The sequence below is a fragment of the Micromonospora coriariae genome (assembly GCF_900091455.1).
Taxonomy (GTDB): domain Bacteria; phylum Actinomycetota; class Actinomycetes; order Mycobacteriales; family Micromonosporaceae; genus Micromonospora; species Micromonospora coriariae.
In genome coordinates this window covers 5,308,619-5,320,844 of sequence record NZ_LT607412.1, presented here as the reverse complement: position 1 = coordinate 5,320,844, position 12,226 = coordinate 5,308,619, and the positions used below count along the sequence as shown (strand labels likewise).

Sequence of the window (12,226 nt, the reverse complement as noted above, 5' to 3'; positions counted from 1 at the left end):
CGGCCGCTCAGCGCGGCGCGGGTGGTGCCGCCGTTCGGGGGTGCAGTCGGGTGCTCAGCAGGTTCGCCACGGCGACCAGGGCCAGAACGATCATGGCGAGGAGGGCGACCACGAGCGGCGGCAGCAGGTACGTCGCCGGCGCCACCCCACCCAGCAGGACCAACCCAGCCAGCCGCGACCGGGACACCCGCCCGAACACGGTGTAGTCGAGCACCCCACGGCCGAGCAGAAAGAGAGCCGGCCCACCGAGGATGACCGCGGCCCAGGACGGTGGGGTCTCGCCGAACGGCCGATCAACGACGAGCTTGCTGGTGACCGCCGCACCGCCGATACCGGCCACCATGATCAGGTGAGTGACCGCGGCGGACTGGCCGAGCAGGGAGGGTCTCGTCGACTTGGCGATCGCGTCGGTGAGCAGTTCCCCGGCGCGGTAGATGTAGATCCGCCACATGAGCACCACGATCAGGAATACGACCACGAGCGCCCAGACCCGCGCGGCCGTGTAGGCGCTCTCGCTGAAGGCCTCGGCCACCGCGAATATCGATACGCCGAACGCGATGATGACGAACTGGCGGTACCGCTCGGAGAGTCTCTCACCGGTCAGCCGCCACTCCTCGGAGTGCGAACGCCCCAGTCCCGGCACGGGCCATCCGAGCGCGGCCGCGGCGTACTCGATCCCGACGGCCACCGCCCAGAGCACCAGCCGAGCCGTGTCGCCGAGCAGTGCCCCACCGATCCACCCGATCCCGGCGATGGCCTCCCACAACAGGATCCGGCTGCTCCTGCCACGCTGGGACGGTTCCCGCAGGACCAGCAGGAAGTAGAAGCTGGAGCCGAGGTGGATCGCCAGGTACGTGATCGCGAACAGCAACCCACGGCTGCCGTACGCGTCGGGAACAGTGGCGGCCAGCAGCAGGCTTCCCGCCATCGTCCCGATGAACTTCACCCGGAGCGCTGACCGGGCCTGGTCGAGCGTGTCACCCGCCCACGCGGTCAACGCCCAGATGAACGTGAACGCGAGCAGCAGCACCAGGGTCTGGGCGACGCCCGACCAGGTGAGCTCGGTGGCGAGCTTCTCCGCGAGGGAGATCAGCGCGAAGACGTAGACCAGGTCGAAGAACAACTCCAGGAGTGCCGGATGCGCTGGACTCTTCCGGTCGGGGTCCGTCGACCGCGCGTCGCTCTCCGCAGTCATCGATCACCCCGTCGCATGCGTCCACGGCCAGCATGACGACACTACGGGTTACGGGCCGACGACAGAGGGCAGTTGCGCAGGCCGACGGACCGATAGATCAGCGCAGCCGCCGGGCGGTGAACCTGGTTGGCGGCTCGGCGATGGCGTCCTGGGCCGCGATCAGTTGGAGCTCCCGGGTGCCCGCCGCGAGGGTTGCCTCCAGGACGGCGAAGACGGAGGCGATTGTGCGTTCCAGCGCCCTGGCCGGCGAGCCCGTCGTGCACAGATGCGCGAGGTACAGCGCCGCGGTGATGTCGCCACCGCCGTTCGGGTTGATCGGCAGCAGCGGCGTGGTGACCGCCCAGGCGCCTTCGTCCGAGACTGCCACCACCTCGAGTGACCCCTCCGGCACGTCGCCGTGCAGGACGCTGGTGACCAGGACGTGCCGCGGCCCCGTCTCGCGTACCACGTCGACCGCCGCCAGCACCTCCGTCAGGGAGTTCGTCGTACGGCCGGCGAGGAAGTCCAGCTCGAAGTGGTTCGGGGTGACGATGTCGGCGCGCGGAACGACGACGTCCCGCAGGTACTCCGGGATGCCCGGCCGAACGAACATCCCGCGGCCGATGTCGCCCATCACCGGGTCGCAGCAGTACACAGCGGCCGGGTTGGCCTCCTTGACCTTGTCCACCGCGTCGAGGATCACCGCGCCCATCGCCGGGTCGCCCTGGTAGCCCGACAGCACCGCGTCGGCGCTGCCGAGGACCCCCCGGTCCGCGATGCCCTCGATCACCTCGGCCACCTGGGCCGGCTCCAGCAGCGGCCCGCGCCATGCGCCGTACCCGGTGTGGTTGGAGAAGTGGACCGTCAGCACCGGCCAGACCTCGTGCCCGAGCCGCTGGAGGGGGAAGGCGGCGGCTGAGTTGCCGACGTAGCCGTAAGCGACCGAGGACTGGATGGACAGGATCTTCACCGCCCCATCATGGCGGCTCGTGCCGGTGGCACACGAGTACCCGTCATTTGTGTCGGGTGGCCCACTCCGGGCGAGTCCTATCCAGGCTGGGAGATCGACGCACGGTTGATGTAGGCGACCTGGGCGGCGAAGGCCAGCAGGGCCAACACGGTGCCGACGCCGATCGCGAGCCCGGACGACAGCCCCGCGAGTCCGACCAGCAGCGTGATCGAGAGCCCCGCCAGCAGCGCGTTCACCGCACCCACCATCGCCGCCGTGGTGAGCAACAGCTGCGCCCGCCTGGGCGCGTTGCCAACCGCCGCCCAGCTCGCGCGCATCACGCTTGCGTCCTGCACCGCGTCGGCGAAGAAGTCGTGCTCGCCGGCCAGCCGGTGCTGGTAGTACGCCCGGATGCGTTGGATCCGCGCGAGATCCAGCTCGTTCTCCACCATGTTCTGCACCAGCCGCAGGAATGTGAGCAGCCCGGTGATCATCAGCGTGGGCAGCACCGCCCCGAGGTACGGCCCGACGAACGCGGCGTTGCTGGCGACGAACCCGAGCCCGATCAGCGCGGCGGAGAGCATGGAGAGGAAGACCGTCGCCCTGCCGACGGACTCGGTGACGGTGGCGCTGCGGGAGGTCTGGAGCACGAAATGCTCGGTGGTCAGGGCGGTGAGCAACGCCTGCTCGCGTTCGCCGTCGTCCATGCACCTCACCGTCCGCGCCGAGCAGGGGACATCGTCACGATACGAGGTCCGGGGGTGCACGGGTCCGGAAAACCGAGGGCCGAGCTCGTTCCCTGCCTGCGGTCTCAGGTCCCCTCCGGGCCGCGGCCGTCGTGGTGACCCCGGCGGTCATCCCCGTCGCCGGGATCCACGGGCCGCGTCCCGTCGTCGCCATCGCGGCGGCTGAGCCCATGGCCCCAGGTCGGTGCCGCGAGCACGAGCAGTGCGATCGCAAGGATTGGCAGGAGCGCCAGCAGCGGTGCCGTCACCAGGCCAGGCGAGGACGCGTGGTCGAGCGCCACCGCACTCTCCAAGCGGATGCCCGGCTCAAGGAACGCACCTTGATGACTGAACGAGTGCGTCTCCTCCAGGACAACCGGCCGGAGCGGCGCCACAGCGGCCAGGTCAGCGTCGATGACGGCAGCGGCCAGCAGAAAGGCCCCCAGCATCGCTGGGACACCGAACCGGCGCTGCCGGCCGGCGGCCACCACGAGCACCGTCAGCCCGGCGGCAACCGCCAGCATGGTCGGCAACTGGACGGCGAGCGCGACCAGCAGTCGGGGCAGGTCCCCTCCGCCGACGGGGGCGAGCAGGACGACGGCCAGCCCGACGACGGCGGCCCACGCCACCCAACGGATCCAGCGTGTGTCGGTCCGCGGCCGACCGGTCAACGTCACCAGCGATCCGCCGCAGATCAGCGACATGCCCAGCAACGCCGGCCAATGCTGGGTGACCTGCGCCGACAACGCCTCACCCAGCCACGCGAGGTCGTCGGCGAGGGACGGGCGTGGAGCGCTCAGCGGCGCGTAGAACGGCGACAGGTACCTCGGCCCGTCCGAGCCCTTCGCCGCCAGCACGGCGTCTACGGCGAGCACGCCGACACCAGCGGCCACGGCGACGCGGCCGCGCCCGGTACCGAGCAGCACGATCACCGCGAGGCCGGTCAGTGCCACCGCGATCGCCTGACCCGCGAGGACCCACGCGCCCGACATCGCGCCAGCCACATGCATCACCGACGCGCCGGCAATCACCGACCAACACACCGGTTCAGGGGACAACCGCACGGCGCACATCCAACCACGGCACCCGGTCAGCTCGTCGCCTCCGACGCCCCCAAGCCGGACGACGCCGACCGCTGTTCCCCTAGCGTCCAGGCGCGAAGCCTTCGGCGTACGCGGGAATCTCGGGGTGCCCGAACAACCCGGGAAGCCCGCCCGTGTGGATGAAGACGGTCGTGTCGCCCGGTGCGATCTCGCCGCGCCGAATCGCCGCGATGAGTCCCGCCATCGCGCGCCCGGTGTACGTGGGGTCCAGGACCACCCGGTGGACCGGCGACCGAGCGGCCCTACCTCAGGAATTCCAGCAGTTGCCGTGCGGTCTCCTCGGGAGCCTCTTCGGGAATGAAGTGCCCAACCGGGACCGGGCCGCCACGAACGTCGTCGGACCATTGTCTCCAGATGCCGAGCGGGTCGTCGTAGAGCCTCGCGACCTGACCCCGTTCACTCCAATGGAACAGGACCGGGCACGCGATCTTCCGGTTGCCTCGGTCCGCCTCGTCCTGCTGGTAGTCCACCGTCGCGGCGGCGCGGAATTCCTCGCAGATCGCGTGGACGGTGGCGGGATCGCTGAACTGCCTGACGTAGGCGGCTCGCACCTCGGCTGGGAACGCGTCCGTCACCTCAGGCCAGGTGTCCAGCATGAAATCCACGAGGACGGCGGGCGCCGCCGCAATGAACCGCTCGGGCACCGGCGCGGGAGCCGCCAGGAAGGACCAGACCCAGTACGAGAGGCTGAACGTCATGTCGGCACGGTCGTACACGTCGCCGATCGGGACGACGTCCAGGACGGCGAGCCGGGTGACAACGTCCGGTTCGTCGAGCGCGAGACGGTAGGCGCACCGTGCCCCGCGGTCATGCCCGACGAGCCCGAACCGCTCATGGCCCAGGCTCCGCATGACCTGGACCTGGTCGCGGGCGATCGCTCGCATGCTGTACGGCTCGTGATCGGCGCTGCTCGGCGGGGTGCTGCTGTCGCCCCAGCCGCGCATGTCGGTGACGACCACGGTGTGGTGCTCGGCGAGCTGCGGCGCCACGCGATGCCACATCAGGTGCGTCTCGGGGATGCCGTGCAGGAGCAGGACCGGGGGCCCGTTTCCGCCGCGGCGTCCATGGATCGTCGCCCCCGAGGTGGGGATGTCGAACTCCTCGAACCCCTCGAACATCACAGCGGACCCCCTCCGGCGACTCGTGAGGACCGTCGTCGCACGATCTGCTCGTGGCTCGCTGGAGGACCAGCTCCGCGCTCTCCTGGGCCAGCTACGACGCTAGCAGGGGACGAGGAAAAGGTCGGACTTCAGACGGAATACCCGGTTACGCCTCGGCGGCCAGGGCGAGGACGTCTCGCGCGGTAGGCAGTGCGGCCTCGCGGTGCGCCGGAATGAGTCCGATGCGGGTACGCCGGTCGAGCAGGTCGTCGACGGTGAGGGCGAGCTCGTGCCGGGCGGCCCAGAGCAGTTCCGCGCCGGTGACCGGGATGTCCGGGCCGATCGGCTGCTGGAGTTCGGTGGGCGCCTCGGCCAGGACATCGACGGCCTCGGTGCCGTACCTGTGGACGAGCCGGCGGGGCGCGGGGACCCGCGCCAGCTGCGTTCTGCTCGCCGCGCCGGGCAGCGGGAGGCGACGGGTGCGGCAACGGTCGGCGGCGAGGCGGCGCTGACGGATGGCGGTGTCGACGGCGTCCTGGGCCATCCGGCGGTAGGTGGTGAGCTTGCCGCCGATCACGCTGATGATCCCGTCGGGGTCGTCGATGACGGCGTGCCGGCGGGAGAGGTCGGCGGTTCGGGTCTCGTCGTCGGCGAGCAGCGGCCGCAGCCCGGCGTAGGCACCGAGGACGTCGGTGGGTTTGAGGGGCTGATCGAGGACGCTGTTGAGGACGTCGAGCAGGAACGCGATGTCGGCGTCGGTGGGTTGCGGCACGTCGGGGACCGGTCCGTTCACCGGCTCGTCGGTGAGTCCGGCGTACACCAGGCCGTCGGTCTGGGGCAGGGCGAAGACGTAGCGGGTGAATTCGCCGGGGACGGGGATGGTCAGGCCGGCCCAGAGTCCACCCAGACGGGCGGCGGACAGGACGATGTGGGTTCCCCGGGACGGGCGTAGGTGTACGTGTGGGGTCAGGTTGCTGGCCCACACGCCTGTGGCGTTGATGACGGCGCGGGCGGCGACGTTCATGCGGGTGCCGGTGAGGGTGTCCTCGATGGTGGCGCCCTCCCGGTGCAGGCTGACCGCCCGGCAGCGGGTCAGGATGCGGGCGGAGTGCGCCGCGGCGGCGCGTGCGAGACCGACGACGAGTCGCGCGTCGTCGCAGAGCTGGCCGTCCCAGGACAGGTGTGCTCCGCGGAGGCCGGCCGGACGCAGGGCGGGTGCCATCGCGCCCGCTTCGGCCGAGCCGAGCCTGCGCGTTCCGGGAAGGGTCCGTCGGGAGGTTCCGGCGCAGGTACGCAGCAGGTCTCCGGCGTGCAGGCCGGCGGCCGCGGCACCCGCCTGCCAGCGGCTGGTGTACGCGGTCGCCGGGAGCAGCATCGGCAACGGGCGCGTCAGGTGCGGCGCGGTGCGCGTCAACAGCAGGTGGCGCTCGGCGGCACTCTCGTAGGCGATGCCGACCTGCCCGTGTGCGAGATATCGCAGGCCGCCGTGTATCAGTTTCGAGCTCCAGCGCGAGGTGCCGTGGGCCAGGTCGTCGGCGTCGACGGCGACCACGGACAGTCCGCGGCTCGCGGCGTCGAGCGCCACTCCGGCGCCGGTGACGCCCAGCCCGACGACCAGGACGTCGACTGGCGCACCGGCGAGCAGCTCGGTGAGGTCACGTTCCCGGCGGGAGACGGTCAGCGAGGTTTTCACACGCCTCCTTGCGATGTAGTGACGTCCGGTGTCACTCTGTCACACATGAATATGGAAGGGGAAGCGTCGGCCGTCGGGTGGGCCCGTTGGGGCACCACGACGAACGCGAAGGCGCTACCGGACTCCGCCGCGACGCTGCTGGCGCAGGTGCTCGAGCTGACACCCCCGCCGCCGGCCGTCCCGCTGGCCGAGGTGGCGGTGCCGGACCGCGAGCTGGACGACCGGGTCCTCGACGCGCTACGACGGGCATTGGGCGTCGAGCACGTGGTCACCGCCCAGGACGCCCGGGCACGACACGCGTCGGGCATGTCCACGCCCGACCTGCTCCGCCATCGCCAGGGCCAGGTGCGGGTGGCCCCGCAGGCCGTGCTGCGCCCGGCCGACCACGCCGAGGTGGTGTCCATCCTCGACGTCTGCTCCCGGTACCGGGTGGCCGTCGTCCCGTTCGGTGGTGGCACCTCCGTCGTGGGCGGGCTCACGCCGTCCTCGGCACGGCACGTCGCCGTCGATCTCAGCCGGCTGAAAGACGTGGTCGCCATCGATCCGTTGTCGCGGACCGCCACGCTGCAGGCCGGCATGCGCGCCCCACGGGCCGCCGAACTGCTCGCCGAGCACGGGTTCACCCTCGGCCACGTCCCGCAGTCCTACGAGTACGCCACCATCGGCGGATTCGCCGCCACCCGGTCGTCCGGCCAGGCGTCCACCGGCTACGGCCGCTTCGACGACATGGTCATGGGGCTGACGGTCGCCACGCCACAGGGCACCGTCCGGACGGGCCGCGCCCCCGCCTCAGCCGCCGGTCCCGACCTGCGGCAACTTTTCCTCGGCAGCGAGGGGGCACTCGGCGTCATCACCGACGTGACCGTGCGGATCCGGCCCCTACCGGCGCAGTCCCACTACGAGGGCTGGCGGTTCGAGTCGTTCGCCGACGGCCTGCACGCCGTGCGGCGGCTGGCGCAGGACGGGCCGCGACCCACGGTGCTGCGACTGTCCGACGAGGTCGAGACCATGATCGGGGCGACCGGATCCGGACGCGCCGACGGCGGCTGCCAGCTCATCGCCGGGTACGAGGGCACGGACGTCCTTCCCACCGTCGACGCCGCCGCCCATGTGCTGGCGGCACACGGCGGGATGCCACTGGGCGACGAGCCGGGCCGACAGTGGGCGCGGCACCGGTTCGACGCCCCGTATCTGCGGGACGCGCTGCTGGACGCGGGGGCGTTCGCGGAGACCCTGGAGACCGCGGCGTACTGGTCGGCGCTGCCGCAGGTTCACGACCGGGTCCGGCAGGCGATCCTCGATGCCTTGCCGGACGGGGCACTGGTGCTGGCACACGTGTCCCACGTCTACGAGACCGGCGCGTCGCTGTACTTCACGGTGATCTGCTCTCCCGGCACCGATCCGATCGAGCGCTGGCGGAAGGCGAAAGCGGCGGCCAGCGACGCGATCGCCGCCGCGGGTGCCACCATCAGTCACCACCACGGCGTCGGCGCGGATCATCGGGCCTGGTACGCCGCCGAGATCGGCGACGTCGCCGTGGACCTGCTGCGGGCGGTCAAACAGCAGCTGGACCCGGCCGGCATCCTCAATCCCGGCATCCTGGTGCCGTGAGGTGCGGTCCTTCGCAGTGATCCTCGGGCCCACCGCGCGCCGAGGATTGTCCCGCCTGATGCCCGTGGCCCATCTGCTGCGCGCCGCCGGCGCCCGGATACGGGTCGAATACACGCAGACAGCCGAGCAGGCCCGCCAGTGCGCCACAGCGGCGGTGCACGGCGATGAGGTCGTCGTCGCCGCCGGGGGCGACGGCACCATCCGGCTGCTCGCCGGCGTGGTCGCCGACACCGGCGGTCTGCTCGGCGTCGTCCCCGCCGGCCGCGGCAACGACTTCGCCCGCCAGCTCGGGTTGCCGCACTCCCCCGGCGCGGTCGCGGACCTGCTGCTGCACGGACAGCCGCGGCACCTCGACGTCCTCCGCGTCGCGGGGCGAACCATCGTCGGCAGCGTCTACGTCGGCGTCGACGCGGCGGCCAACGAGCTGGCCAACCGGTCGCGCCTGCCCGCGCCGCTGGTGTATCCCACCGCCGGCCTGCGGGCGCTGCTGCGCTGGCCGCGCACCCGGTACACGATCACGGTGGACGGCCGGACCACTCAGACGTACGCCTACACGGTGGTGGCCGCCAACTGCGGGTACTACGGCGGCGGCCTGCACGTCGCCCCGGCGGCGCAGCCCGACGACGGGACGATGGACGTCGTGGTGATCGGACACGCGCCGAAGCTGCTGTTCCCGATCGCGCTGCGACAGATGCGCACCGGCAGGCACGTGTGGCGCCAGCACGTCTTCTCCTACCGCGGCACGTCCGTCACAGTGTGCGCCGACCGCCCGATGACGGTGTACGGCGACGGTGATCCCGTCGGCCGGACCGACGAGCTGCACGTCGAGGTCCGCCCACGGGCACTGCGTGTCATCGCCGGCTAGCCGGGACGTAGGTAGCCGTCGACCAGCAGGGCCAACTCGCTGTCGAATTCGGCGAGCGGCACGTCGTCGGCGACCGTACGGACGGACAGCACGAACGACTGCGTGGTCAGAAAGACCGCGCGGGCCATGACGTCGGGTTTGCCGGGCCGGATCGAGCCGTCCTCGTGACCGTCGGCCAGCGCCGCCGCGAGGAACTGGAGCATCTCGTCCTGGCCGTTGCCCCGCCGGTCGAGCAGGTACGGGAGCAGCACCTCCGGATCGACGTCACGGATCTTGCACAGCAGCGGATGGTCCCGTAGCTGCTCCGCCACCGCGACCACCCGCGACACCAGACGTGACCGCGCCGAGCCGCCGGTCTCGACGTCCGCCGCGGCCATCAGGACCTGATGCCACTCACGGCTCATCAGGTCCCCGATCAGGGACTGCACGTCCGGCCAGCGCCGGTAGACGGTCATCCGTGAGACGCCGGCGCGTCGTGCCACGTCCGTCATCGTCGTGCGACGGACGCCGTACGCCAGCACGCAGTCACGGGCAGCATCGAGAACCGTGTCGTCGACGCTGCGCTCGGACTGGCTCGCCTCCACCACGTCGACTGTCTACCACAGCGGCGAGGTGGCCCCGGCCGCAGACGCACGCGGCACGGGTGCTGCGGGCAGCGGAGCCGGCGGTGCTCAGAAGGTGTCGACCAACTGCGTACGCAGCTTGGCGAGCGCGCGAGTCAAGAGGCGGGACACGTGCATCTGCGAGACACCAACCTGGTCGGCGATCTCGCTCTGCGTCTGGTTGCCGTAGAAGCGCAGGGTGAGGATCTTCTGCTCCCGCTCGTCGAGCGTGGCGAGCGCCGGCCCGAGGGCCACCCGCAGCTCGGCCAGGGCGAACTCGCCGTCCTCGCCGCCCAGCATCTCGCCGAGTTCGGTGCCGCGCTCACCGTCGCCGACCGGCGTGGACAGCGACACGGCGTTGTACGCCCGTGCACCCTCCAGCCCTTCCAGCACCTGTTCCTCGGTGAGGTCGAGGTGGGCGGCGATGTCGGCGACCGTCGGCGAACGGCCCAACGTCTGCAGCAGGGTGCTGTTGGCATCCGAGATCGCCAGTCGCAACTCCTGCAGACGGCGGGGCACCCGGATGTCCCACGTGCGGTCCCGGAAGTGCCGCTTGAGTTCCCCGACGATCGTGGGGATCGCGTAACCCGCGAAGTCGACACCACGGGAGGGGTCGAACTTGTCGACCGCCTTGATCAGCCCCAGCGCGGCGGTCTGTGTCAGGTCGCCGGTCGGCTCGCCCCGCCCGCTGTAGCGCCGGGCGAGGTGATTGGCCAGCGGCAGCCATGCCTCGATCGCCCGGTCCCGCAGCGCGGCGCGCGACGGGTGGTCGGCGGGCAACGCCGCCATCGCGAGAAGCAGCTTGGTCGCGGGTGAGTCGGCGGAGGCGTCGTGGTCGGTGCGAGTGCTCGTCGTCGTGGGCCGCTCGGTGGTCGTGATCATGCTGACTCCTCCGCAACGCATCGGCCGCACTCCGCCTGTCGGCGCCAACCGCATGAGCAGAGACTAGACCAAAGGGCCGATGAAACCTAACCGAAAGGATGATGTCGCGCTGCTCCTCGCCGCGGTCCGCAAAATTCCTTGTGCGCCAGTCGACGACGCGGTTACCTCATGCCGTGTCGATGACCGCCAGCGATCGAGTCGATTCCTATTTCATCTGCGGCACGCCGCGCACCGGCAGTTCGCTGCTCCTGGGGTTGCTGGAGTCCACCGGCGTCGCCGGCCACCCGCAGGCGTACTTTCGCGCTCCAGACGAGGCGTTGTGGGCTGAGCGATGGCTGCTTCCCCGCACCGCTGACGGCGGGTACGACCACGCGGCCTTCGTACGTGCGGCACGTGACGCCGGCCGCACCGGCAACGGCGTGTTCGGCGCGAAGCTCATGTGGGGCACGCTCGACGAGTTGGTCGACAAGCTCGGCAGGGTCCACCCCGACCTCGCCGCCCAGGATGTCGCGTTGCTGGAGCGGGCATTCGGTCGCACCCGGTACGTGTATCTGCGACGTGACGACGTGCTGGCACAGGCGGTGTCGTGGCTGCGGGCCGAGCAGACCCAGGCCTGGTTCATCGGTGGCAACGGCGAGATCAGCGGTGGCGACCGCACCGGGCGGGAGCCGACCTTCGACAGAGACGGAATCGACGCCCTCATTCAGACGATCGACGAGCACAACGCCGGATGGCAGGCGTGGTTCTCCGCTGCCGACGTGCGTCCCCACGTCGTCCGCTACGAGGACCTCGATGCCGACATGGTCGCCACCACACGCGGGATCCTGGATTTCCTCGGCCTGGACATGCCGGACGATCGCGCTCTCATGCCCCGACACCAGCGCCAGGCCGACGACCTCAACCGTGAATGGATACACCGGTACCGGGCCGAGTCGGGCCGAACGCGGTAGGCCGCCCGGTACTCGCCTCGTGGCGTCGGCGCGCCCCACAGGGCGGTGACGGCGGGTGTTCAGGCGATGCCACAGCGCAGCGCCGGATAGCGACAGGCGGCCATCACGGTTAGCCTGGGCATCGACCACGGGGGAGCGACGGCCAGGACATGGATGAGTGAGACGCCGGCAACCGCGCAGACAGCCTTCGCGCGGTTCGTCCGCCACGCGGTCGAGGCCGCCCGCGAGGAGCGCGGCTGGTCGGTCGCAGAAGTGGCGGCTCGCAGCGGCGTCAGCCGCTCCACCGTCTTTCGATGGCTGTCGGGCGACTGGCAGCACCACCCGGAACTCCCCAAGGTGCGGGCCTTCTGCGCGATCCTGGACCTGCCGCTCGGCGCGGCGCTGCGCGCCCTCACCCCACCGCCAGCGGACACACCGCAGGCCTCCCCACCGCTGACAGATCCGACGGTGGAGGCGCACATCGCGGCCATCCGGGACCGCCTCGCCGACTCCCGCACCTCCGCCGCCGACAAGCAGCACATCCGTGCCACCTTGCAGACGCTCGCTCTCGCCGCGTCCCGCGCCAGCTGAGC

Annotated in this window: 12 protein-coding genes; 4 read left to right on the top strand and 8 right to left on the bottom strand. The window is 71.1% G+C overall.

Features of this window, described 5'->3' with window-relative positions; translation table 11 throughout:
- Nucleotides 1–7 precede the first annotated feature (7 nt).
- From GA0070607_RS24770 to GA0070607_RS24740, 6 genes are all read right to left on the bottom strand, one after another.
- A complete protein-coding gene (locus GA0070607_RS24770; protein ID WP_089020317.1) occupies nucleotides 8–1,195 on the bottom strand; it encodes a low temperature requirement protein A in 1,188 nt (395 codons plus the stop codon).
- 97 nt (nucleotides 1,196–1,292) lie between these two features.
- Nucleotides 1,293–2,144 carry a pyridoxal kinase PdxY gene (pdxY, locus tag GA0070607_RS24765; protein WP_089020316.1) on the bottom strand — a complete coding sequence of 284 codons (852 nt, stop codon included), beginning with the start codon at nucleotides 2,142–2,144 and terminating at the stop codon, nucleotides 1,293–1,295.
- 77 nt (nucleotides 2,145–2,221) lie between these two features.
- Complete coding sequence (locus GA0070607_RS24760; RefSeq protein WP_089020315.1) at nucleotides 2,222–2,830, bottom strand: hypothetical protein; 609 nt, start codon at nucleotides 2,828–2,830, stop codon at nucleotides 2,222–2,224.
- A 104-nt stretch (nucleotides 2,831–2,934) separates the two neighbouring features.
- The gene (locus GA0070607_RS24755) at nucleotides 2,935–3,921 is read right to left on the bottom strand and encodes a hypothetical protein (protein WP_157743250.1); all 987 of its coding nucleotides are present in this window, start codon (nucleotides 3,919–3,921) and stop codon (nucleotides 2,935–2,937) included.
- Nucleotides 3,922–4,193: 272 nt separating this feature from the next.
- Nucleotides 4,194–5,069 (bottom strand): alpha/beta fold hydrolase, encoded by an 876-nt coding sequence (locus GA0070607_RS24745; protein ID WP_172899100.1) that lies wholly within the window; start codon nucleotides 5,067–5,069, stop codon nucleotides 4,194–4,196.
- 148 nt (nucleotides 5,070–5,217) lie between these two features.
- A complete protein-coding gene (locus tag GA0070607_RS24740) occupies nucleotides 5,218–6,744 on the bottom strand; it encodes a glycerol-3-phosphate dehydrogenase/oxidase (RefSeq protein WP_089020312.1) in 1,527 nt (508 codons plus the stop codon).
- A gap of 45 nt (nucleotides 6,745–6,789) precedes the next feature.
- Between GA0070607_RS24740 and GA0070607_RS24735 the strand changes: the two genes are divergently transcribed.
- Nucleotides 6,790–8,355 carry an FAD-binding oxidoreductase gene (locus GA0070607_RS24735; RefSeq protein ID WP_089020311.1) on the top strand — a complete coding sequence of 522 codons (1,566 nt, stop codon included), beginning with the start codon at nucleotides 6,790–6,792 and terminating at the stop codon, nucleotides 8,353–8,355.
- Between the two features lies 1 nt (nucleotide 8,356).
- The gene (locus GA0070607_RS24730; RefSeq protein WP_089020310.1) at nucleotides 8,357–9,220 is read left to right on the top strand and encodes a diacylglycerol/lipid kinase family protein; all 864 of its coding nucleotides are present in this window, start codon (nucleotides 8,357–8,359) and stop codon (nucleotides 9,218–9,220) included.
- Here GA0070607_RS24730 and GA0070607_RS24725 read toward each other — a convergent pair.
- Together GA0070607_RS24725 and GA0070607_RS24720 are read right to left on the bottom strand one after the other, a co-directional pair.
- Nucleotides 9,217–9,807, bottom strand: a complete 591-nt coding sequence (locus GA0070607_RS24725; protein WP_089020309.1) for a TetR/AcrR family transcriptional regulator — start codon at nucleotides 9,805–9,807, stop codon at nucleotides 9,217–9,219. The genes GA0070607_RS24730 and GA0070607_RS24725 overlap by 4 nt on opposite strands.
- An 84-nt stretch (nucleotides 9,808–9,891) precedes the next feature.
- Nucleotides 9,892–10,704, bottom strand: a complete 813-nt coding sequence (locus GA0070607_RS24720; RefSeq protein ID WP_089020308.1) for an RNA polymerase sigma factor SigF — start codon at nucleotides 10,702–10,704, stop codon at nucleotides 9,892–9,894.
- 179 nt (nucleotides 10,705–10,883) lie between these two features.
- On the opposite strand from GA0070607_RS24720, the gene GA0070607_RS24715 reads away from it, so the two are divergent.
- Together GA0070607_RS24715 and GA0070607_RS24710 are read left to right on the top strand one after the other, a co-directional pair.
- On the top strand, nucleotides 10,884–11,654 hold the full coding sequence (locus GA0070607_RS24715; protein ID WP_231931203.1) for a Stf0 family sulfotransferase: 771 nt from the start codon (nucleotides 10,884–10,886) through the stop codon (nucleotides 11,652–11,654).
- A gap of 153 nt (nucleotides 11,655–11,807) precedes the next feature.
- Complete coding sequence (locus tag GA0070607_RS24710; RefSeq protein WP_089020306.1) at nucleotides 11,808–12,224, top strand: helix-turn-helix domain-containing protein; 417 nt, start codon at nucleotides 11,808–11,810, stop codon at nucleotides 12,222–12,224.
- Nucleotides 12,225–12,226 lie beyond the last annotated feature (2 nt).

Coding starts and splice junctions, on each gene's coding strand:
- GA0070607_RS24745 (WP_172899100.1), bottom strand. CDS start 5,069: ATGTTCGAGGGGTTCGAGGAGTTCGACATCCCCACCTCGGGGGCGACG.
- GA0070607_RS24770 (WP_089020317.1), bottom strand. CDS start 1,195: ATGACTGCGGAGAGCGACGCGCGGTCGACGGACCCCGACCGGAAGAGT.
- GA0070607_RS24720 (WP_089020308.1), bottom strand. CDS start 10,704: ATGATCACGACCACCGAGCGGCCCACGACGACGAGCACTCGCACCGAC.
- GA0070607_RS24755 (WP_157743250.1), bottom strand. CDS start 3,921: ATGTGCGCCGTGCGGTTGTCCCCTGAACCGGTGTGTTGGTCGGTGATT.
- GA0070607_RS24715 (WP_231931203.1), top strand. CDS start 10,884: ATGACCGCCAGCGATCGAGTCGATTCCTATTTCATCTGCGGCACGCCG.
- GA0070607_RS24735 (WP_089020311.1), top strand. CDS start 6,790: ATGAATATGGAAGGGGAAGCGTCGGCCGTCGGGTGGGCCCGTTGGGGC.
- GA0070607_RS24710 (WP_089020306.1), top strand. CDS start 11,808: ATGAGTGAGACGCCGGCAACCGCGCAGACAGCCTTCGCGCGGTTCGTC.
- GA0070607_RS24760 (WP_089020315.1), bottom strand. CDS start 2,830: ATGGACGACGGCGAACGCGAGCAGGCGTTGCTCACCGCCCTGACCACC.